The sequence below is a fragment of the Agromyces sp. 3263 genome, from assembly GCF_031456545.1.
GTDB lineage: Bacteria > Actinomycetota > Actinomycetes > Actinomycetales > Microbacteriaceae > Agromyces.
The window spans coordinates 192,764-214,858 of record NZ_JAVDUV010000002.1 but is presented as its reverse complement, the minus strand read 5'-3'; the positions used below and the strand labels follow the sequence as shown (position 1 = coordinate 214,858).

General features: G+C 68.3%; 19 protein-coding genes, 1 tRNA gene and 1 pseudogene. 6 read left to right on the top strand and 15 right to left on the bottom strand.

The window, feature by feature from the left end:
- Nucleotides 1–55: 55 nt before the first annotated feature.
- Nucleotides 56–1,270: an AraC family transcriptional regulator gene (locus J2X63_RS14200; protein WP_309978369.1), complete on the top strand. Its 1,215-nt coding sequence runs from the start codon at nt 56–58 to the stop codon at nt 1,268–1,270.
- Nucleotides 1,271–1,322: 52 nt separating this feature from the next.
- Here J2X63_RS14200 and J2X63_RS14195 read toward each other — a convergent pair whose 3' ends face one another.
- The 7 genes from J2X63_RS14195 to J2X63_RS14165 form a co-directional block, all read right to left on the bottom strand.
- Nucleotides 1,323–2,825: an MFS transporter gene (locus J2X63_RS14195; protein WP_309978367.1), complete on the bottom strand. Its 1,503-nt coding sequence runs from the start codon at nt 2,823–2,825 to the stop codon at nt 1,323–1,325.
- Between the two features lie 232 nt (nt 2,826–3,057).
- Nucleotides 3,058–4,806, bottom strand: a complete 1,749-nt coding sequence (locus J2X63_RS14190; protein ID WP_309978364.1) for a family 43 glycosylhydrolase — start codon at nt 4,804–4,806, stop codon at nt 3,058–3,060.
- Entirely contained in the window at nt 4,803–5,660 is an 858-nt protein-coding gene (locus J2X63_RS14185) for a sugar phosphate isomerase/epimerase (protein WP_309978363.1), read from the bottom strand. The genes J2X63_RS14190 and J2X63_RS14185 overlap by 4 nt, the downstream gene beginning before the upstream one ends.
- A complete protein-coding gene (locus tag J2X63_RS14180) occupies nt 5,660–6,493 on the bottom strand; it encodes an SDR family oxidoreductase (protein ID WP_309978361.1) in 834 nt (277 codons plus the stop codon). Before J2X63_RS14180 ends, J2X63_RS14185 begins: the two co-directional genes overlap by 1 nt.
- Entirely contained in the window at nt 6,490–7,728 is a 1,239-nt protein-coding gene (locus J2X63_RS14175; RefSeq protein WP_309978359.1) for a family 1 glycosylhydrolase, read from the bottom strand. Before J2X63_RS14175 ends, J2X63_RS14180 begins: the two co-directional genes overlap by 4 nt.
- Nucleotides 7,729–7,778: 50 nt before the next feature.
- Nucleotides 7,779–10,463: a family 78 glycoside hydrolase catalytic domain gene (locus J2X63_RS14170; RefSeq protein ID WP_309978356.1), complete on the bottom strand. Its 2,685-nt coding sequence runs from the start codon at nt 10,461–10,463 to the stop codon at nt 7,779–7,781.
- A 53-nt stretch (nt 10,464–10,516) separates the two neighbouring features.
- On the bottom strand, nt 10,517–11,893 hold the full coding sequence (locus J2X63_RS14165) for an MFS transporter (RefSeq protein ID WP_396133159.1): 1,377 nt from the start codon (nt 11,891–11,893) through the stop codon (nt 10,517–10,519).
- Between the two features lie 184 nt (nt 11,894–12,077).
- Between J2X63_RS14165 and J2X63_RS14160 the strand changes: the two genes are divergently transcribed.
- From J2X63_RS14160 to J2X63_RS14150, 3 genes are all read left to right on the top strand, one after another.
- Nucleotides 12,078–12,755: a TetR/AcrR family transcriptional regulator gene (locus J2X63_RS14160; RefSeq protein ID WP_309978352.1), complete on the top strand. Its 678-nt coding sequence runs from the start codon at nt 12,078–12,080 to the stop codon at nt 12,753–12,755.
- Nucleotides 12,756–12,989: 234 nt separating this feature from the next.
- Nucleotides 12,990–13,328 (top strand): metalloregulator ArsR/SmtB family transcription factor, encoded by a 339-nt coding sequence (locus J2X63_RS14155; protein WP_309978350.1) that lies wholly within the window; start codon nt 12,990–12,992, stop codon nt 13,326–13,328.
- Nucleotides 13,325–14,017 carry a cation transporter gene (locus tag J2X63_RS14150; protein WP_309978348.1) on the top strand — a complete coding sequence of 231 codons (693 nt, stop codon included), beginning with the start codon at nt 13,325–13,327 and terminating at the stop codon, nt 14,015–14,017. The genes J2X63_RS14155 and J2X63_RS14150 overlap by 4 nt, the downstream gene beginning before the upstream one ends.
- 17 nt (nt 14,018–14,034) lie before the next feature.
- Here the strand turns inward: J2X63_RS14150 and J2X63_RS14145 are convergent, their stop codons facing one another.
- From J2X63_RS14145 to J2X63_RS14120, 6 genes and pseudogenes are all read right to left on the bottom strand, one after another.
- On the bottom strand, nt 14,035–14,172 hold the full coding sequence (locus J2X63_RS14145) for an LPXTG cell wall anchor domain-containing protein (RefSeq protein ID WP_309978346.1): 138 nt from the start codon (nt 14,170–14,172) through the stop codon (nt 14,035–14,037).
- Complete coding sequence (locus tag J2X63_RS14140) at nt 14,169–14,387, bottom strand: hypothetical protein (protein WP_309978343.1); 219 nt, start codon at nt 14,385–14,387, stop codon at nt 14,169–14,171. The genes J2X63_RS14145 and J2X63_RS14140 overlap by 4 nt, the downstream gene beginning before the upstream one ends.
- A 118-nt stretch (nt 14,388–14,505) precedes the next feature.
- On the bottom strand, nt 14,506–14,700 hold the full coding sequence (locus J2X63_RS14135) for a hypothetical protein (protein ID WP_309978341.1): 195 nt from the start codon (nt 14,698–14,700) through the stop codon (nt 14,506–14,508).
- 66 nt (nt 14,701–14,766) lie between these two features.
- Nucleotides 14,767–15,360, bottom strand: a complete 594-nt coding sequence (locus J2X63_RS14130; protein ID WP_309978339.1) for a TetR/AcrR family transcriptional regulator — start codon at nt 15,358–15,360, stop codon at nt 14,767–14,769.
- 110 nt (nt 15,361–15,470) lie between these two features.
- Nucleotides 15,471–16,880, bottom strand: a pseudogene (locus tag J2X63_RS14125) (MFS transporter).
- A 136-nt stretch (nt 16,881–17,016) separates the two neighbouring features.
- Nucleotides 17,017–18,708 (bottom strand): family 20 glycosylhydrolase, encoded by a 1,692-nt coding sequence (locus tag J2X63_RS14120; protein ID WP_309978336.1) that lies wholly within the window; start codon nt 18,706–18,708, stop codon nt 17,017–17,019.
- Nucleotides 18,709–18,798: 90 nt separating this feature from the next.
- On the opposite strand from J2X63_RS14120, the gene J2X63_RS14115 reads away from it, so the two are divergent.
- A complete protein-coding gene (locus tag J2X63_RS14115; protein ID WP_309978332.1) occupies nt 18,799–19,683 on the top strand; it encodes an ROK family protein in 885 nt (294 codons plus the stop codon).
- Nucleotides 19,676–20,461 (top strand): glucosamine-6-phosphate deaminase, encoded by a 786-nt coding sequence (nagB, locus tag J2X63_RS14110; protein ID WP_309978330.1) that lies wholly within the window; start codon nt 19,676–19,678, stop codon nt 20,459–20,461. Before J2X63_RS14115 ends, nagB begins: the two co-directional genes overlap by 8 nt.
- A 162-nt stretch (nt 20,462–20,623) precedes the next feature.
- On the opposite strand, the gene J2X63_RS14105 is transcribed toward nagB, so the two are convergent.
- Both J2X63_RS14105 and J2X63_RS14100 read right to left on the bottom strand, forming a co-directional pair.
- Nucleotides 20,624–20,697, bottom strand: a tRNA-Ile gene (locus tag J2X63_RS14105).
- A 10-nt stretch (nt 20,698–20,707) separates the two neighbouring features.
- Nucleotides 20,708–21,964, bottom strand: a complete 1,257-nt coding sequence (locus J2X63_RS14100) for a glycosyltransferase (RefSeq protein ID WP_309978327.1) — start codon at nt 21,962–21,964, stop codon at nt 20,708–20,710.
- Nucleotides 21,965–22,095: the final 131 nt, after the last annotated feature.

Below are 22,095 nucleotides of genomic sequence, written 5' to 3'. Positions count from 1 at the left end.
GCATGATCAGAACTGATTCGGCACCACCTGCGATTCACACCACCGGGGCTCTTCGATGACGACGACGCAATCACGTTCGCACGATGCACTCGAGCCCATCGCGGCCGCGATCGCCGAGGTCCTGAGCTGCCCGATCGAGCTCACGAGGGACATCGCACCGGCGCTCGATGCGTTCGAGTCGGCGCATTGCCTCGACCCACGCATCCAGCCCGCGTTCACCGCGTCGGTGCTCCGGCGGTTCGTGGGCGACATGGATCAGCAGGTCGTGCACGAGATCCGGGAGCCGCTCGGGATGGCGATCGCGCTCGTTCGCTGGGACGACCGCCTGCTCGTCATTGGCCCGTACACGCATGAGCCCATGCATCCGGGGGTCGCCGAAGAGGCCATGAGCCGGTTGGGCATTCCCAGCGCCCACCTGCCGATGTACAAGCTCTACCGCACCAGGTATGCGATCGTCGACGCCGAGTACGTGTACCGCGGCGCTGCCGGCCTGCTCCGCGCGGGCGGCGGCGAGGACCGCCTCGGCAGCCTCCGCGAGGTCGAGGCCGAGGGCGGGACGATCGCCCCCGGGGTCGGGGACGCTCTGCAATCTGCCGCGTTCACCGTGATCGAAGAGCGGTACCGACTCGAACGCGAGTTCATGGACGCGGTCGAGGAGGGCTCATCCGAACGAGCGCTCTCCGCCTTGCAACGCATGGGACGGATGCCGCAGACGATCAGCTACCTGAACACGCCGTTCCTCGGCACGACCATCCTGCGGATCATGGCCCGAGTCGCGGCGCAGCGCGGCGGGCTGCCGCCGGTGACCGTCGATGCGATCTCACAGGAGTATGCGCAGCGACTGCACCGCATCGGCCATTCTTCTGACCCGAAACGTTCCGCCTCCTTCACCTCGCAGATGGTCACGGAATTCTGCCGGTACGTCCGACGTCACAACCAGCGGGACTATCCCCCGCTGGTGCGTCGCGTCGCCGACGAGATCGACCTCCATCTCAGCCGCCATGTCTCGACGACCGAGCTCGCGGACCGGCTCGGCGTGTCCGCATCCACGCTCGCGCGCCGCTTCAAGTCGGCGACCGGCATGACCATCGTCGCGTACACAGCCCGGCAGCGAGCCGAGCGCGCCGCCCGACTGCTCGCCACGACGACGCAGAGCGTGCGCGATATCGCGCTGTTCGTCGGCTACGACGACGCGAACTACTTCGTGAAGGTGTTCCGAGAGGCGCACGGTCTGACGCCGACCGCCTATCGCGAGGCTCACACGAGCTGACGCGCTCGAGGGCCGCCGATCTGCGATCCGCGGCCCTCGAGATCGGCGCTCGTCAGGCGAGCACGCCCTCGCTTGCCATGTCCGCTGCCTGCAGCGCTTCCTTCTTCTCGGCGACGCGCTTCTGCACCTCGATCATCTCGGTTCGGTCGAGCTTGTAGCCGCGCATGGCGATCAGCGAGATCGCCCAGCCGAGGATCGGCAGGCCGAAGAACAACGCGAGGCTCATCAGCAGGATCGCCGTTGACGGGCTGTCAGTGGGCTGGGGCATCACCGCGGTGAACCCGATCAGCGCGACGGCGCCGAGGGCGAGCGCCGCCCCGAGCGACGAGATGATCTGATCGACGATGTTGTACGTCGCCGTGACCGTGGCCGGCAGGAACTTTCCCGAGCGGTCGAGCTCGTAGTCGATGACGTCGGCCCGCATGGCGCCCGCCGCGACGGTGACCACCATGGACGAGCCGTTCAGCAGCAGGTACACGAGGAAGAATCCGATCGTGAGCCCCAGGTTGCCGAGGATGGACCCCATGTCGACCACCAGGCAGAACACGGTCAGGACCACGGCGAGGATCAGGCAGAGCCACGTCCACGTGATGGTGGCGGCCTTCGAGCCGTGCTTGCCTGTATAGCGCGAACCGAAGATCGCGAACACGATTCCCGGGAGGATCGCGATGAGGCCGAGCACCGATCCGAGCTGCATGTTGCCGAGCAGGATGCCCCACATGAGCGTCCCGATGACGGCCTGCGACTTCACCACCTGGGCCAGCTTGTCGGAAGCGCCGCTGATCAGGAAGCGCTGGAACGGCCCGTTCTTCGTCAGCAGGTTCCACATGTCCCGCATCGAAACGTCGGCCTTGGCGCGGTCGACCGAGACGTGGGCGAAGTTCTCGGGCTTGTCGATGCGGGAGACGCCGACGCAGGCGAGGATCTGGAACACCAGCGAGCAGGCCACGTAGGTGAGCGCGGTCTCGCTCAGCATCTCGACCGTGAACTGGTTGCCGTGGCGCGGCAGGAAGACCAACGTCGAGAGGATCGAGAAGATCGCGGGCACGAAGTACGCGTAGACGGTAGCCCACACCTGCACGGACGGCCGCTGCCGAGGGTCGTTGGTGAGCACCGGTCCGGTCATCTGCCCGGCGATGTCGTTCATCGAGGATCCGATGATGTAGACGACGTAGATCGCGATGAAGAACACGGCGCCGAACCCACTGTCGGGGGCCCAGACGAAGAGCAACAGGATCGCAAGGGATCGGATCACCCAACCACCGAGCATGAAGAAGCGCAGCTTGCCGAACCGGAAGTTGACCTTCTCGATGATCAGCGCGAGCAGCGGGTCGATCAGTCCGTCGAAGACGCGAGTGAGCGTGAGGATGAGCCCCGCCGCGGCGACCGCGATGCCGTAGCCGACGTTCTGCAGGTAGCTCATGAGGCCGACGAGGACGTAGAAGATCATCGCCGAGCCGTTGTTCATCTGGGAGAGGGCGATTTCCCACGTCTTGGCGCGACGGTAGGTGACGCCGTCCGCCTCGCTCGCCGTCTGCTTCGGGTTACGCGCCATTGCGTGTTCGCTCCTTCGAGAATCCGCTCGGTCGACCGACGGCTCGTTCCGTCGGCCTCCTCATGAGCCGAAGGCAAGAGTAGGAAGACGAGCAGCCCGCCTGATAGAAGTCGCAGAGCGGACATAGAAGAGAACCGGCGGAACCTGCGGGCGCGAGACCGCACCACATGACGAACGCGGGCCAGAGCGCACGCGACTGCGCTCTGGCCCGCGTCAGAGGGAGACCCGGCCGTCACGCCTTCAGGCGGAGCACCGCACCGGGCGTGACGCCGGCGCCATTGAAGCTGTCGACGGCGAACCAGTACGGGTGGCCCGCGTTCAGCGAACCGACCTCGAGGTCCGTGCGGTCGTAGACGAGCCACGAGTGGTAGAGCTTGTCGGGCGAGAGTCCGTAGCGCACGTTGTAGCCGAGGCCACCCGGCGCGGCATCCCACCGGAGCGACGCCGTGCGCGGGTCGTGTCGTTCGCCCCGGACCCCGACCGCCGCTGGCAATGGCTCATCGGCATGACCGAACACGCGCAGTCCGCTCACGGCGAAGGCACCGCCGAACGGCAACGCGCCTGCGGTGACCCGGATGTGCCGCGCGCGCTTCGCCTCGGGCAACACGATGAAGGCGTGGGGGGCATCGTCGCCTGTACCGATCGTGTCGTGCACGACCACCCACTCCACGCCGTCGGACGAGATCTCGACGCGCACCTCGGTCGGCTGCGAGTCCGGGAAGACGGCGCGCTTGCCGAACGTCGCCTTCGCGAGGTCGCGGCGCTTGGGCGCGCGCGGTGCGAGGTCGTGGTCGGCGAGGTTGACCTGCACTGCGTGGACAGTCGACTCCGCGCCGAGATCGAGCTGTAGCCACTCCCCCGGTTGATCCGAGCCGGCGACCCACCAGGTGCGCACGGACTCGTCGGTCGCGAGCCTGGGGCCGTGCCCTTCGGCCGCCGACGAGGCGGTCGCGGCCGCACGGTGCGACAGGAGCATCCAACCCGGAGATGCCTCCGTCCACGGATCGAATGGGCGGTCGGGCACCTGCATCGGGAAGTCCGCGAAGTTCTGGTTGCAGAACAGCACGCCGTCATCGTCGAACCCGGCCGGGAACAGGCCGATCCGTCGCTCGAAGTCGGCGTTGACCGAGACGCGCATGGTCGCGACATGCCACCAGTTGCCGTGCCGGTCCTGGAAGGTGCTGCCGTGCCCTGCGCCCGTGATGAAGCCCCCGGGCTTCGACGAGAACGGGCTGTGCGGGTCGTACACGAACGGGCCGAGCGGCCCATCGCCCACGTATGCGCCGTCGGCGTACGTATTGAATTGCGTGCCCGGCCCCGCGTACTGCAGGTGGTACCGGTCACCGACGCGGGTCATGTACGCGCCCTCGATGAATGGTGCGTCGCCGATGTAGGCATCCATGACCTTGCCCATCAGCCCGCGGCGCACGACGGGCAGGTAGTCGTCGCCGGTTCGCTCCCATCCGCGGGTCTCGGTGTCGGCGGCGATCAGCGGCATGGGCTCGCCGATGTGTTGCAGCGTCGCACGGTCGAGCTCGACGCCGCGGATCGGTTCCTTGTGGGAGCATCCCCAGTACAGGTAGAGCCGGCCGTCGTCGTCCTGGAACGTGTCGGGATCCCAGAACGCGATGTCGCTCGGGGCGATCTCCTCGAAGTCGTCGCCCATCGGATCGACGCTGCGGAAGAACCTCCCCTTCGTCTTCCGCGAGGCGGTGAAGAGCAGCGCGCCGTCGACCTCGTGCACATCGGGTGCATAGTCGATCGCGGGGATCTTCTCGCTCGGCTGCAGCGTCCAGTCGACGAGGTCGTCGGAGTGCCAGAAGCCACGCGTCATCGACGCGAACATGTAGTACCGGCCGCGGTAGAGGACGACGGTCGGGTCGGCAGCCTCTCGATGCACGCTGCGGCCGGCGAACGGCGTGCGCACGTCTTGATACCGGTAGGCGAGGTCGAGCGGGTTGCAGACGATGCGCGCGGTCACGAGGTCGCCCCCGCGGCATCCGTCGGCAGCGGCTCAACCGGTGTACGAATCGCCTGAAGGTGCGCGATCGACGCGGCGATCGCGTCGAAGGCGTCCTCGACATGATCGAACTCGACGACCGGAAGACAGGTTGCAGGCGCGACTGCGAGCGCCTCGTCGCTCGCCAGACGCCCCCACCCGAGCGCGCACTGCGTGAGTGCCGCCGGGTCGTCGTCACCACCGACGGCGAAGACGTCGACCGCCTGGGCGGCGTCCTTGAGGTGCAGCGCGCGGACCCGGGAGCCGAGCCGCTCGACGAGCGCCGGGACATCCTGCCCCGCGGCCGTCGCCCAGTAGACGTCGAGCTCGAGGGCGACGCGCTCGTCGAGGAGCGATACGAAGTACTCGTACGCGGTCAGGTCGCCGATGCGGTGATGGAACTCGAACGAGTGGTTGTGGTGGCCGACCACCAGCCCTTCGGCGGCGGCCGGCTCGACGAGCGCGTTCATCCGGTCGGCGGTCCGGGCGATGTCGTCGGCGGTACGCCAGCGGTCCGCGTCGACCATCGGGTCGATCAGGATGTCGGCGCCGAGCGCCCGCGCTGCGGCGAGGGCGGCGGAAGGGGGCGGCACCGGTACCTCTCGTCCGGCGAGTCTCATCGTGTCGGAGAGCAGCGGTGCGTGCGCCGTCGGGATCACGAGCCCGTTCGCCGCCGCCGCGGCGGCGAGCTCGGCTGGTCGGTCGAACACCGAGAACGGCTCGACGGCTTGGGCGCCGGCGTGCGCGAGGCGCCCGAGCGTCGCATCCAGGTCGGTCAAGTCATGGCGCACCGTGTACAGCTGCACGCTGATCGGTGGCGTGGTGGACACGGCCATCAGACCGTCTCTCCCGCGTCAGCGAGGAGCGTGCTGCCCGTCATGATCATCGAGAGGTCGCTCGCGGCGAAGAGGACGACTCGCGCGATGTCGTCGGGGGTCCCCATGCGGCCGATGATGCTCGTGTTCATCACCTCGAGCGGCGGCATCTCGATGCCCGCCGCGGCCGCCGCCTCGGCGCCGGCACGGGCCGCCGCGAGGTTGCCCTCGGTCGGAACGAAGCTCGGTGCCACGCCGAGCACGCGGATGCCGAGCGGGGCGAGGTCGACTGCGAGCGACTTCGTCATGCCGAGCGCCGCGTGCTTCGATCCCACGTAGGCGGCCATGCCGGGGAACGCCACCTGTACGCCCGCGGTGGAGATGATGTTGACGATGACGCCGCCCGATCCGTCGGCCGACATGCGGCGTGCGGCTTCACGCGAGCCGAGGAAGACGCCGCGTGCGTTGACCGCGAACGTCGCGTCCCACATCTCGTCGGGCATCATCGTGACGGGCGCGTTGGGGAAGATCCCGGCGTTGTTGACCCAGACGTCGATACCGCCGAGTTCGGCGACCGCCAGGTCCGCGGCTGCTGCGACCGATGCCGCGTCGGTGACGTCGGCGCGCGTGCTCGCGACGCGAACGCCGTAACGGTCGCCGAGCTCTTCGGCGGCCGCACGGGCAGCGTCTTCGTTGAGGTCGATCAGCAGGAGATCGGCGCCGGCCTCGGCCAGGCGCGCCGCGATGGCCTTGCCCAGCCCCTGTGCGGCGCCGGTGACGACGGCGCGACGGCCCGAGAGCGACAGCAGGTCGGTCAGCGGGCGGGCCGAGACGTCCGCGAACGGGAAGCTCATGCCGCGACCTCCGTCGACTCGAGTCCGTTGCGTGTGGCGACCTCGCCGAGCCACGCCAGGCTCGGCTTCGGGGTGCGTGCGAAGTTGTCGCGGTCGACCGCGATCAGGCCGAACGTGGGCTCCCAGTGCCCCCATTCGAAGTTGTCGAGCAGCGACCAGTGCAGGTAGCCGCGCACGTCGATCCCATCGGCGATCGTGCCCGCGAGGCCCTGGAGCGCCTCGTCGGTGTACCGGATGCGCTGCGCGTCGTCGGCGGTCGCGATCCCGTTCTCGGTGATCATGATCGGCGTGTGCTCGCTTACCTCCCACGCGTGGCGCACGGCGATCGCGAGCGAGTCGGGGCGGTACGCCGTGCCGACGAGCGTGTTGTCCGGCGCGGGCGGATGCGGCACGAGTCCGTTCGCGTCGACCTGCTGGCTCGAGTACGCCTGAACGCCGACGAAGTCGTCGCCCCGCGAACCCTCCCAGTACACGTCCTCCTTGCCATACCTGATCTGCTGCAGCTTCTCCTCGCCGCCCGGCGCGGCCGTGAGCGCGCCCGCCGCGATGGTCCAGCCGACCTTGGCGTTCGTGCGGGCGCGCACGATCTCACGGGCCGCATGGTGGATGCGGGTGAACAGGCGTCCGATCTCGGGGTCGGCGTAGGTGAGGAACTCGCTGTGGGTCTGCTTCTGCTCCTCGTCGCCGTCGGCCTCGACCGTCGGGCTGGTCCACTCGCCGCCGGACGCAGCGAGGTGGCGCATCGCGGTCATGATCGCGGCCTGCATGTTCGGCTCGTTCATCGTCACGACCCACTCGACGCCGTCGAGGATCGTGCACGCCTGCTCCACGAATGCGCAGAACAGCTCCTGCGCCTCGGTGCCGTCCCAGCCGCCGAGCGCGGCGAACCACTGCGGCGTCGTGAAGTGCTGCAGGGTGACGACCGGGGTCACGCCGTGCTCGAGGCAGGTGTCGATCATGCGGCGGTAGTGCGCGAGCTCGGCCTTCGAGAAGTGTCCCCGCACCGGTTCGATGCGCGACCACTCCAGGCTGAACCGGTACGACGTGAGGCCGGACTCGGCGAGCAGTCGGATGTCCTCGGCATAGCGGTGGTAGCTGTCGACGGCGTCGCCGGAGAGCTCCATGCCGGGCATCATCTGCTCGCGCGCCCACCAGTCGCTGTTCACGTTGTTGCCCTCGATCTGGTGGCCGGCGGTCGCGGCGCCCCACAGGAAGCCGTCGGGGAACGTCGTCATGAGGTGGTCCTCTCGTTCGTTGAATCTGGAAGGTTCGGGAGTTCGGGTGGTCAGACCGCGGCGGGCACGGGCGTGGCGATCGGGAGCAGGGCGGAGGTCTCGAACCGTCCGGCACCGACCCGGTGCACGGCACCGTCAGGCAGGACCACACGGGCCTTCGTGCCCGACGGGATCTCGGCGGTCAGGTGCATCCGTTCGCCAACGATGCGCCAGTCGACGGTGATCGACCCTTGAGGGCTCTTGTGCGAACCGCGAGCCCAGGTGACGCCGCCGCCGGGAACGGGCGCGATGACGACCTGCTCCCATGCGATCGAGTCCTCCTCCTGACGGAGCCCGAGGGTGTGGGTGTGCAGGAATCGCATGGCCGCGCCCTTGCTGTAGTGGTTCAGGGATTCGTGGGCGTCGCCGTGCTCGTCGATGCCCTCCCAGTCCTCCCAGACGGTGGTGGCGCCGCGGTCGAGCATGTATCGCCACGACGGAGCGGTGCGCTGCTGCAGCAGTTCGTACGCGACATCCGCCCGGCCCTCGTCGGCGAGCACCGCGAGCAGGTCGCCGGTCGCGAGGAAGCCGGTTCCGACGTGGGTGCCGGCATCACGGATCAGTTCGACGAGCCGGTCGATCGCACGAGGGCGAAGCTCGGCGGGAATGAGTCCGAACGCGAGCGCGCGCACGTACGCGGCCTGGGTGTCGGTCGTCGTCGTGCCGTCGGGCCGAAGGTACGCCCTCTGCCAGGCCTCCGCGACGCGCTCGGCGACCGCCGAATAGGCCATGGCGTCGTCGGCGCGGCCGATGATCTCGGCGATTCTCGCGAGGGTCGTGGTCGACCGGTGCAGGTAGGCGGTGCCGACCTCGCCCTTGTCGGCCATGTACCAGGCCATCGGGTTGTGCTTGATCGGATCGATGCGGTTGCCCTCGGCGTCGCGCTGCTTGGGTTCCGTCCATTCGCCCCAATGGAAGGTTCCGTCCCAGAGGTACGCCTCGAACGGCTCCGGGTCAGGTGAGGCATGCACGCGGGCGTGGTGGCGAGTCGTGCGCGCCTGCTCGAGGGCCCACTCGACCCAGCGGACCATCGCGTCGTAGTTCTCGGCGAGGACCTGCTCGTCGCCGTACGCGAGGTACAGCTCCCAGGGCACGGCGACGATCGCGTCCCCCCAGCCGGACGATCCCGTCATCATCGCGAACTGGTCGTCGAGATGGTGCTTGATGCGCCGGCCATCGGGCGAGAAGTTCGCGATGCGCCCGTCCTGGAGCTGGTCGTCGCGCACCGAGCGCAACCACTTGCGGCTGAAGCCGTGGACGTCGTACAGGCGCGTCGCGGTCGGGGCGAAGACCTGGTAGTCGCCGGTCCAGGCCAGCCGCTCACGGGTCGGGCAGTCGGTTGGGACGTCGACGGCGTTGCTGCGGAAGCTCCAGTCGGCGAGATCGTGCAGGCGGTTGAGCTCGTCGTCGCTGCACGCGAACGTGCCGGTGCGCGCGAGGTCGGTGTGGACGATGTGCATGTCGATCGTTCCGGCGTCGAGTGGTTCGCCGTTGGTGCGAGTGATGCGGGCGTATCGGAAGCCGTGCACGGTGTGCCGCGGCTCGAAGACGCTGCCGGTCTCCCCCGCGATGACCTCGTCGCGCTGGACGAAGACGATGGGTGCCTCGCCCGGTCGTTCCGCATCCAGGTGGGAGGTGCAGAGGTCTCCGTCGCGATCGAGGGCCTCGCCGTACTCGATCACCGTGCGCGTTCCTGCCGAACCGAGATCGCTCAGCCGAATCCACCCGGATGCGTTCTGACCGAAGTCGGCGATCCATGCCCCGCCCGGGAGCCGCCGAAGCTCCAGCGGGGTCCGGGTCTCGATGACGCGGACCGGTGGCGCGGGTGACCAGTCGACGGCGGGCGCGTCCACGACGTCGACCAGCACCGGACCTGCAGCGGGGGTGGGCGCCGAGAGGTCGAGGGTCTGCCCGTCCATCAGGTCGGCCCTCGTGATCGCGGAACGGGCGCTCGTCCACGTCTCGTCGCTGCGGACGACCTGCCGACCGCCGTCGGCGAACTCGAGGTGCAATTCCACTCGGGCGCCGAGGGTCGTCCCCCATCCAGCGGGCGACCGGAACGCGCCGACCTGGCCGCGATACCAGCCGTCGGAAAGGACGATCTCGATCCGATTCTCGCCCGTGTGCAGCGATGCCGTCGCATCGGCAGCTTGGGCGTAGAGCGTCTGGTCGTACGACGTCGAACCGGGCGCGAGCTCGGTCGTGCCGACACGTTCACCGTTCACGCTCACCGTGTAGACGCCGAGCGCGGTGCTGTAGAGCCGCGCCGAGGCGACGTTGCGGTCGACCGTGAAGCGCCCGGCGAGCACGTGCGCCCCCCGCTTGCCGTATCCGGCATCATCATCCGAGCCGAGCGCCGGCTCGCGCGGCGAGATCCACGATGCCGACCAGTCCGCGTCCAGCAGACCCGACTCGAAGCGAGCCCACTCCGACCAGGCGGCGTCGGGCGCGGCCGCCCGCACGCGCCACCGCACCCGTTGCCCACTGTCGAGCGCACCGAACGGCCAGCGCACCAGGCGCCGCCCGGTCGCACCTGCGGCGATCGGCTCCGCACCGTCGATCTCTGCCTCGACGAGATAGGCGGAGCGGATGTCCCGGTCCACCGGGTCCTTCCAGGAGAGCCGTGGGCTGGGTCTGGTCACGGTGAATCCGTCGCCGCCGCTGTCGACGGCGAGGGCGTAGGGTGCAGTGCGCATGGTCGTTCGATTCCGTTCGAAGCTGCAGGTCGTGCGTCGGGAGTGTCGATCCGCTACCGGATCGACTTCACCTTCAGCAGGATGATGAGGCCGCCCACGAGGGCGAACACGCCGCCCGCGAGATACAGCAGCGTGTAGTTCTTCTCGCCGCCGATCGCGCCGATCGTGATCACCAACCCGGCGAGCATCGGGGCGATCGCGCTCGGGATCTTCTGCGCGAACTGGATGACGGCCATGTAGCGGCCCGCTTCGTTGCGCTCGGGGATGATCGCGAACACGATCGCCTGGTCGACGGTCGCGAAGACGGCGATCGACAGTTGCATGGTGACCGCACCGGCGATGATCTGCGGGAGGCTCCACGCAGTGGCCTCGAGGATCGCGCCGGCCACGAAGAGCACGGCGGCGATCATCACGAACAGCCGCCGGCGCTGCAACCTGTCGGAGAGGAAGCCGCCCACGAGCGCACCGATCGTGGCGGCCAGCACACCGACCAGGCCCACGGTGGCGACCACCCCGGCGACCTCGCGAACGGGCATGTCGAGTCGTTGCGCGTAGAAGAAGGTGCCGAACGTCGTGTTGAAGTACAGGCCGATGAAGAAGATGAAGCGGCCGAGCCAGTTCCACGCGAAGTCCGGGTACTTGCGGACGCTGAAGCCGTAGCTCTTGAACACGGACATCGGCGTGACCTGTGCAGCGGGCGCGAGGCCCTTCGAGCTGCCCTCCGGCTTCACGAGCGGGAACAGGACGATGAGCACGGCGCCGATCAGGCCCGGGACGAGGAAGACGAGGAATGTGCTCGACGAGACGGCGTAGGCGACGCCGATGCCGAGCACGGGCGCGATCTGCGTCATCAGCCCGGTCAGCGCCGAGACACGACCACGCTGCTGCTCGGGCAGCTTGTCGGCCTGCAGCGTTTGCAGCGCCGCTCCAGCGATCGACCAGCCCACCATGCCGAAGACCCAGCCGGCGCCGACGATGAGGAGGTTCGGCGCGAGGCCGATGATGACGAGGCCGACCAAGCCGACGGCGGTACCGAGGAAGAGGAACGGCGCCCGTCGACCGAACCGCGACCTCGTCCGGTCGCTCCAGATGCCGACGAGCGGGCTGATCACCAGGTAGGCGACCTGGGCGACGCCCGTGATGTAACCGAGCACCTCCTCATGGCCCGGTGCCAACTCCGTGATCCGCACGGCGAGGCCGTACGACAGGGGCACCATCATCGCCATTGACGCGCCGAAGCTCGCCAGCATGAGCCAGAAGATGTAGCCCTTGCTCATCGGCTGGGTCGGCTCGGCGCCAGCGTCGACCGCGCCTCCGACGGCGTCCCGCAACGTGGCATCCAGGTCGGACTGCGGGGCGATGCCGACCGGCACGTTCGCTGCGATGCCGGCGGCGCTGAGCTGCTCCGCATCCGGCTCGTTCTTCGTCACCATTGACTCCTTATCGGGGTGAATCCGACCACGCGATCGTACGCGCAATCCTGCTGGGCAACCACCCAAAAGTAACCACCGTGGTTACACCGTGGCAACTGTAACCAGGTCGGTTACTATTGGCAAGTCCGGAATCAAACTGACCTGCCAGACTGGGGTCGTGGATCACCGAACAGGAGACGAGATGCACGGAACGACGGCCGTCGCGCCGACGGATCGCTCGTCGGTCACCGTCCCCGATTCCGACACGCCGGGGACTTCGCGTTCACCGCGACCCTCGCGGCGCGGCCCGTACTCCAAGACGCCGGCCAGGCGCGCGGAGATCGTCCGCGCCGCGCTCGCGAGCTTTGCAGAGCACGGCTACGAACGTGCGTCGCTCCGCGACATCGCCGCGCGATCCGACGTCACGCACGCTGCGCTGCTCCGCCACTTCGCGAGCAAGGACGAACTCCTGCTCGCCGCGCTCGCCCAACGCGATCTCGATGACGAGGAACTGGCGCACCGCATCATGCAGTCGCGCGTCCCTGCCGAGCGTGTGCTGTCCAGCGTGCTCGCAGACGAGTTCGCCCATCCTGAACGCCAGCGGAACTGGCTCGCGATCACCGTCGCGGCGACCAATCCGGAACACCCCGCGCACGAGTTCTTCATCGCCAGACGCGAACGGATGCGCTCGCATCTTTCGAGCGGACGCCTGCCGACGGTAAAGGACGGCGAGGAGATCACTGCCGACGAGAAGGTCACCATGATGATGGCCATGATGGATGGCCTTCGAATCCAGGCGCTCCTCGACCCGACCCGGCCGACCCTTCCGCTCCTCGAAACCTTCATGCGGCTGCTCGTCACCGACGACGAACAGGAGTGATCCTCGGAGCGTGCTCGGTGGTGGTCGGGCCACCCACTCGCGCGGTTCTCGATACCGAAGCCGGTCAGGACTCGACACACCGAGACGAGTCTGGAAGTCCCAGTCACTCCGGATGCCGCGGCGTACTGGTCGATCAGGACGCGCCGACCAGTCACCGCACCCGGAACCCGATCCTCAAGGGGAGCAGACGATACAGCGTTTCGTTAATTCAGCGATTCCTGTACAGTCGCTCGCATGTCGACCGCCACCGCGTCCGTGACCCACACCGCCGCACTGGCCCGGCTCGGGTACGCGCTTTCGGACGCGACCCGAGCGGGTGTCCTTCTGACGCTTCGTGAGGCTCCGGCGTATCCATCGGACTTGGCCGATGCGCTCGGGGTGTCCCGGCAGGTCATGTCGAATCAGCTGGCCTGCCTGCGTGGGTGTGGGCTCGTCGAGGCTGTGCCCGACGGGCGCCGCACCTGGTATCGGCTCGCCGACCCACATCTCGCTCCGGCTCTCAGCGAGCTGCTGCAGGTCGTGCTGTTCGTGGATCCCGGGTGCTGTGCCGGAGCGAGCTGCACTTGCGCATGACCGTCAACACTCTGTCCCCTTCGGCTGAGCGAACGCACACGCTGCAGCGTCGGATCCGGTGGATCGTCTCGGCGACGATCGCGTACAACGTGGTCGAGGCCGTGATCGCGATCACGGCCGGTGGCATCGCGTCGTCGTCCGCCTTGGTCGCGTTCGGGTTGGACTCGACGATTGAGGTGCTGTCCGCGGCGGCGGTCGCCTGGCAGTTCACGCGCCGAGACCCCGAGCGTTGGGAGAAGGGCACACTGCGCGTCATCGCGGTCGCCTTCTTCGCCCTGGCCGCCTACGTGACCGCTTCGTCTCTGCTCGCGCTGGTGCTGCGAACCGACGTCGAGCACAGCACTCTCGGCTTGGTCATCACCGCGCTGAGCGTTCTCCTGATGCCGTTCCTGTCGCTCGCAGAGCGCCGAGCCGGCCGCGAACTCGGCTCGGCGACAGCGGTCGCCGACTCGAAGCAGACGCTCATCTGCACGTACCTCTCCGCAGCGGTGTTGGTCGGCCTCGTCCTGAACAGCCTGTTCGGGTGGTGGTGGGCCGACGCGATCGCCGGCCTCGTCATCGCCGGCTTCGCCGTGCGCGAGGGAATCGAGGCATGGCGCGGTGATGCCTGTGCCACGTCCGTCGGCATGCTCCTCGAGGACGAGCGCGACGAACACGTACAGGACGAGCACGACGCTTCCGCCCGATAGCCGATCGTCAGGCGGAACTACTCGACGGCCGCGGCGCGGCGGCGCCCGCCGACAGCGAGCACGAGTGCTCCGGCGAGCAACACGATCATGGCGGCCCCTGCCCACCAGGTCGAGTCGACACCCGTCGAGGCGATGCCGGTCCCGACAGGCGTCACTGCGGCCGGCGCCGAGGCCGGCGGGACCGGAGCAACGGGCTCGGCCACCGGGCCTTCCGTCGAGACCTCGAGGATGCGACCCGCTGGTCGACCGAGAACCAGATCGACGTCGACACGTCGGCGCCGTCGGCGCCGACCGTGGTGAATCGCAGTTCGTGCGCCCCGAACGGCACGCTCTGCGGCAGCACCGCCTCGACGTCGATCGTGCCCCTCACCGTCGGCGTTGGATGCCGTGATGGTGACGGTTGAGGTGCCGGCGGCCGGCGGGGTGCCGACGAGCGTGCCGTCGGCTTCGAGCGTCAGCCAGTCGGGCAGGACGGCGCCGTCGACCGCTTACGAAACCGCGTGCTCGGCGACGAGCTCGAGGGCGAACGGCACGCCGGCGTGCAACACCGGCAGGTCGTCGGTCACCCACTCGACGAACTCGTCGCGGGCGAAGCCCGGGGCATCCGTCGCCTCGAGTTCGAGGTCGGCCGCGTCGCCCACGCGGGCATCGGCGAGGGCGGACGTGAATGCCCGCGGGGCCACGCCGAACGCAAACAGAAGTGACGCTTCAGCCCCGACACGGTACAGATCGACCGTCGGCCGAGTGGATCAGCGAGCCGGAACGTTTCCCTGCCCGACGCGGCGCTCGAGCTTGTCGAGCACGATGTCGCGCACCTCGTGCCATTCGCGCCGGAGGTCGACGTGCTCGGGGTCACGGAGCCGACGGAATCGCAGCCCTTCGAACACCGCCCGAAGCAGCAGGAAGACACGGTCGGGATCTTCGAACTCGCGCTCGACCAGGGGGCGGAGCGCGGCGAACGAGCGCGCGTCGCGCTCCAGGTAGTAGGTATGGGCCGGATGCTTCGGGTCGATGGCTTCGGCCTCGAGCGCGTCGTACCGCCGGGTCGTGTCCCCCGCGCGCTCGTAGTAGCTGAGGGCGGTCTCGACGAAGTCGTCGAGTCGGGCATCCTCGGGCTGGCCGGCGGCGATCGCGGCGAGGTCGAGCTCGTCGCGATGCTGGAGCACGGCGTACAGCAGGCTCTCCATGTCGGGGAAGTAGTGCATCAGCCCGGGAGCGGACATCCCGCACCGGCGCGCGACCTCGCGGAGGCTCAACGAACGATAGCCCTCGGCGGCGATGATCGCGTCGGTGATCTCGACGATCTCCTCACGACGGACCTCGGGGCTCAGCCTGCGTGCCATGCGACCAACCTCCAGAAATCGGAACTCTCATCGTATCTGACATCCGACAGATACGCGGTGATGAGGGGCGGATGCCGTGGCGGCATCCGCCCCCTCGCTCTCGCACTTCGTCAGTCGGCGATCTGCTCGTGCATGCGGTTGTCCTCGACCATGACCTTGAGCTTGGCCTCGGTCAGGTCGTAGAACTTCAGCAGGATGAACGCGCCCAGGGCCGAGCCGATCGCGGCACCCAGGTTGTACACGGCCCACATGGAGTCGATGGCACCGGTCGACTGGGTCACGGCCTCGCCCGCGACGGACGACTGGTAGCCGGCGAGGCCGATCACCCAGAGGCCGACCGCACCCGAGATCGCCGTACCCGCCTTCGCCATCAGCGTCTGCATGGAGAACGTGGCGGCCTCGTAGCGGCGCTTGTTCCGGTAGAAGTCGTACTCGATCGAGTCGGCGAACAGCAGCGAGAACATGAACACCTGCGGTGCCAGGACGATGCCCTTCAACGCCGAGACCAGAAGCATCAGCTCGAAGGACTCCTTGCAGAAGAAGAAGGCGACGAGCGAGAGCGCAGCGCCTGCGATCAGCGAGAAGGCAAGCAGCGGGATCTTGCCGAATCGGCGGATCAGGCGACCTCCGAAGGGGGCGATGACGACGACGGGGAGGATGGTCAGCATCAGCAGGAGTGACGAGGATTCGGGGCTTCCGTAGATGTCGCCGGCCACGAAGGGCGCGAGGGTCGTCGCGAAGTTCGCGCCGTTCACGACGAGGCCGATCACGACCGTGAGCATGAGGTACTTGTTGTGGACGACAGCGCGCCAGATCGCCAGGATCGACGGGCGCTCACGGCCCTCGGCGCTGACTCGCTCCTTGGCGGAGCGGATCGGAAGCATCACGAGGAGGCTGACGACGCCGAAGATCGCGAGGGTGAGGAACCAGTTGTTCGCGGTCGCAGCGAGCACCTGCGGCATCGCGATGATGCCGACGAGGATGCCGATGAGGCCTGCCACGTGGTTGTTGGAGAGGATGACGTTCCGCTCGGCCGGCTCGGGCGACATGACGGCGCCGAGGGCATAGCCCGGGCCGTCCGACGCCGCGTACACGGTGCCCCAGATCAAGTAGGTGATCGTCGCATAGGTGATGCGCACGGCGAGGTCCTGCTAAATGAGGAGGTCCTGGAAGCCGAAGCAGAACACCGTGAACAGCGGAACGGTGATGGCCGCGAGGAACACCCACGGCTTGAACTTGCCGCTCTTCAGCTGGAACCGCTCGATCACGGTCGCCAGGACGGGGTCGATGATCGCGTCGTAGAGACGGGCGATCAGCAGGATCGTGCCGACGATCACTGCGGGGATACCGAGCGCGGACGTGTAGTACACGGCCAGGAACGACGTGACGATGATGAACAGGATGTTCTGGCCGAACCAGAACGAGTTGTATCCGAGGCGCTCGCGGCGCGAGGTGAGGAAGACCGGCTTGGGCTTCGTAGCCGTGGTCGCCGGGGCGACCGGGTTCGTGGTGGTGTCCACTGCACATCCTTGTGTAGGTGCGGGCGGTCCGCGTGTGCGGGCCTGGGAATGGGTGAGCGCGCGAGCTGCGCGCCGGGTCTGGCGTCGAGTGGGATGCGGAGGGTGTGCAGCCGGGTCGGCTGCGCCCTGCGACCCGTTACATGACGCCCTGCCACTCGATCGAGGCGGGCCGGAACCATGCCCAGCCCCGGCGATCCCACGCTCGGGATGCCGCCGCCAGGCGGTGGACGTACTCGTCCCAGTCCGTCGGCGTCGCAGACCAGGCACGCTCACCGAGGCCGGCGAGGCGGGGCATGAGCAGGAACTCGAGGTCGTCGCGATCGGTGACGGTCTCGCACCAGACCGCGGCCTCGACCCCGGCGATGCGGTCATCGGAATCGAGGCCCGGTGTCACCGACACCGGGTCCCACTCGACCATCTCGCGGAGCGTGGCCCCAGGATAGAACGGCAGGCCGACCCGCGCCCGCAGCGCTTCCTGATCTTCGGTCGCGGCCGTCTCGGCGTGCGGCTGGTCGAAATAGAGAACCGTGTTCGGCGAGACGAGCACCCGAGCGCCCTTTGCAAGCGCGGTCGGAACGTCGTCGGACGACTTGCCCATCGTCTCCAGGAACACCGTCGCCAGCTCGGGCGGGAGCATCCCATCCAGGGCGCCGGAGTCCATCATCGCGGCCATCTGGTTCGGTTCGATCCAGTACTGCACCACGTCGTCGGCGCCGACGTTCGCTCGAGCCGCCTCCTGCCAGCCGATCGCACGCTTGCCGAGCCCCCGGACGACGGCCATGGCCTCATCGACGAACGCGGCGTGGGCCTCGTCGGACATGCCGAATGCCTCATCGCCGCCGACGTGGACGTAGGCGGCCGTGTGGAACTGCACGGCCACCGCCGTGAGCGCGTCCGCGACGAATTGCCGTGTCGGGCCGCGGTCGAGGTCGAGCGTGCCGATCGCGAGGCCGGCAGCCGAAGCCGCCTCGGCCGCAGGGTTCGGCTCGGGGGCGAGCGCCGGGTAGGCACGGAACACGGCCTGCACGTGACCGGGCAGGTCGACCTCGGGCACGATCGTGACGAACCGCTCGCGTGCGTACTGCACGAGCTCGGCGACATCCGCCTGCGAGTAATACCCGCCCGGGCGGTCGCCGAGCGCACCGGCCCCGCCGACCTCCGTGAGGAGCGGCCAGGTCGGGACTTCGAACCGCCAGCCCTGGTCGTCGGTGAGGTGCAGGTGCAGCACGTTCAGCTTGTACAGCGAGCACATGTCGATGACCCGGCGGATCGACTCGGGATCGTGGAAGGTTCGGACGACGTCGACGGAGAGCCCGCGCCAGGCGAAGCGCGGACCGTCGGAGAGGCGCGCGCCCGCCACCTCGGCGACGCTCCCAACAGCGCCTGCCGTGATGAGCTGGCGAAGCGTCGTGAGCGCGCGATGCACTGCTTCGTGAGTCGCGCCGCGAAGGCGGACGCCGGTCGGGTCGATCTCGATCGCATGCCGTTCGTCCGCGTCCTCGAGGTCGCGACCGTCGGCGCGCACGCCGGTCGCGAGTGGGAGATGCTCCAGACCTGTGGCGTCGAGCTCGACGAGGATGTCAGCCGTGACCGCGTCGTCTCCATCCGACGCGACCACGAGCGCGAGGCCCGAGTCCGTCGCCACATCCTCGACGAAGCGGTGCAACAGGCCGGCGAGCGACTCCGGACCGCTCACGCGGGCGCCGGAGGAGACACGCCAGGTGCCGGGAAGGAAGCGGGCGCTGCGGACAGCCGGAATGGCCGCCGTCGAGAACGCCTCGCCAGCGCTCGGCTGGTGAGGTCCGTGAATGCTGATGAGATCGGTCACGCCGCTCCTCGTCATTGAAGGCTCTTATCTAACGGTTGTTAGGTACACTACCTTACACATGTCAGATAACGAGTTAAATCAGGAGGATACATGCGGATCGGGATCGATGTGGGCGGCACGTCCACCCGTGGCGTCGTCATCTCAGAGGGCGATGCCATCGTGGCGGAGGCTGAGCGCCGCACGGCACTCGGCAGCTCCGGCGTCCTGCAGTCCATCACGGACGTCGTGATGGTGCTTTCCGAAGCGTCACCTGGAATTCCACCGGCCGAGATCGGGATCGGCGTCCCCGGACTCGTCGACCCGGCGTCCGGCGTCGTGCGGCACGCCGCGAACCTCGGGATCGCACGTCTGCCACTCCAGCGACTCGTCGCTGACGCGACCGGGGCCAGGGTCGTGGTCGACAACGACGTCAGTGCGGCGACGCTCGGCGCGATGCAGTACGTGCACTCCGACAACCGCGGCGCCCCACAGTCGTTCGCCTACATCAATATCGGTACCGGGCTCGGAGTCGGGCTCGTGACGAACGGTCGGCTGGTCCACGGCCGACATGGTCATGCGGGCGAGCTCGGTCACTTCCCGCTCGGGCTCACCGACCGGGAATGCGGGTGCGGGCAGCGCGGCTGCATCGAGACGTCAACCTCCGGTTCCGCGCTCTCGCGCTTCAACCCGGATCGAGACCGCGACGCGCCACTCCCCGACGACTTCCTGAAGGGCCTGGTCGCGCTGCTCCGGATGACCACGTTGGCGACCGACCCGTCGAGCATCGTGCTCGGCGGCGGAGTCGTGTCGAACTGCAGCGGCTTTCTCGAACAGGTCGTGCGTGCCCTCGCGGAAGACGACGACTCCGACACGTTCCTCTCCCACTTGCAGATCGCCGACCGACTCGGCGTCGCTCGGGCGACGAACCTCGGCGCCCTGGGCGCGGCGCTGCTGCCGCGCATGGTTGCCGACCCCATGGAGGTGCCCGTTGGCTGAAGTACTGATCGTGCGCGACGAGGAGGAAGCCGGCGCGCTCGCCGCCGAAGCCATCGTCAACCTCATCCGCTCCAAACCGGACGCCGTGCTCGGGCTCGCGACCGGCTCGACGCCACTCACGACATACGGGGCGCTCGCCCGCCGCATCCACGACGAGGGCATCGACGTTAGGCGTGTGCGCGGCTTCGCGCTCGACGAATACGTGGGCCTGTCCGCCGGCCACCCCGAAAGTTACCGCAGCGTGATCGCGCGTGAGGTCGTGGGACCGCTCAGCCTCACCCCCGAGCACGTTCGGGTGCCGAGCGGCGATCCGGCAACGATCCGGACGGCCGGCTCCGACTACGAAGCGGCAATCGATGCGGCCGGCGGTGTCGACCTGCAGATCCTGGGCATCGGGCGCACCGGGCACATCGGCTTCAACGAGCCGGGCTCATCCCTGGCGTCCCTGACGCGGGTGAAGACGCTCACGGAGTCCACCCGGCGCGACAACGCGCGCTTCTTCGAGTCAGCCTGTGACGTGCCGATGCACTGCATCACGCAGGGCATCGGCACGATCCTCCGCGCTCGACACCTCATGTTGCTCGCATTCGGCCATGCGAAGGCCGACGCGGTCGCGGCCGCCGTCGAGGGCGCGGTGTCGACCAGCTCTCCCGGTTCGGCAATCCAGCTTCATCCACACGCGACGGTCATCATCGATGAGGCGGCCGCGTCGAAGCTCGAGTTCATCGCCTACTACCGGCATGCCTGGTCGAACAAGCCCGAATGGCAAGGCATCTGAGCCGAGAGGACATCCCAGAAGAGCCGAAGCCGCCCGGGCACCATCGGTTCAGGAACGACCCAGAGACCGCTTCTCGACCAAACGTGTTGGATACACGTGCTGCGCATCACGTCTCGCCCCTGCGCTCGGGACAAGAAACCCTGATGATTCGAGATTTCACCGTAGGGCGGACGGGACTTGAACCCGTGACCGATGGATTATGAGTCCACTGCTCTGACCGGCTGAGCTACCGCCCCTCGCGGCGCCTCACTCGGGGAGTGCTGCGGGCGCGACATCCGTGACCGGATCGGTCACCGGCTTTCCACGATACAGGCTCTCGAACGTCGAGATCGTGCGCTGGATGTCGTGCGCCGCGATGAGCCGGAGGGAGCCCTCCTTGAGGGCGCGGTACTCCTCGGGCGACGCCTCGAGCACGGTGCGGAGCTTGGCCGCGAGGTCTTCGGGGTTGCTCGGCTCGAACAGGTAGCCGTTCTCGCCGTCGTGCACGAGGTGCGGCAGCGCCATGGCGTTCGCGGCGACGACGGGCAGCGCCGAGGCCATGGCCTCCATCGTCACGATGCTCTGCAGCTCGGCGATCGACGGCATGGCCAGCACGGATGCGCGGTGGTACGCCTCGCGCAGTTCGTCGTCGGTGACGTAGCCCGTGAAGGTGACGCGGTCGGCGATGCCGAGTTCGGCGGCCATGTGCTGCAGGTTGCGCATCTGGTCTCCGCCGCCGACGATCTCGATCTTCGCGTCGAGCTCGGCCGGCAGCAGCGTGACCGCGCGCAGCAGCACGTCGATCTGCTTCTCACCGGTGACGCGGCCGACGAACAGGATGCGGTTCTCGGTGCGCGGCGACCAGTCGGGCGAGTACTTGTGTGCGTCGATGCCGCACGAGATCGCGTGCACGCCGCGCAGTCCGGTGTGCTTCTCGAGGAACTGCGAGGCACGGCGCGTCGGCGTCGTGACCGCCTCGGCGCGGCCGAACGTGCGGCCCGCCGCCTTCCACGCGAGACCGACGGCCCACTCCTGCCACGCCTTCGGCAGCAGGGTGAACTCCAACATGTTCTCGGGCATGAAGTGGTTGGTGCCGATGATGCGGATGCCGCGCTTCTGTGCCTCGAGCGAGAGGCCCCGGCCCACGATGATGTGGGACTGGAAGTGCACGACGTCGGGCTTCACCGCGTCGATGATGCGGGAGCTGTTCTGCTTGATTCGCCACGGGAGCGCGAAGCGCAGCCAGTCATGGGGATACCAGCGCCAGCTGTAGAGCCGGTGCGCGGTGATCTCCTGACCCTCGTGCACCTCCTTCCACGTGCCGTGCTTGCGGTTCGCGGCGGGGGCCATGACGTGCACGTCGTGCCCACGTTCGACCAGCCCGGCGGCGAGGCGCTCGGCGAAGCGGGCGGCGCCGTTCACGTCGGGCGCGAAGGTGTCCGCGCCGATCAGGATCGTGAGCGGACGTTCCGTCCCCGCGCCGTCGGTGCCGGCGGGGGCAGTCGCACCGGGTGTGTCAGACACGTGGCGTGGTTCCTCACAGTTCTGGGATGGAGGCGATCGGCCTCGATGAGTGGTCGTCCTGCGGGTCTCCCTCGCGGACTGAATCCGAACATAGTCTACGCATCGGCGTCCGCGCGCCGGCGGCCGCGCAT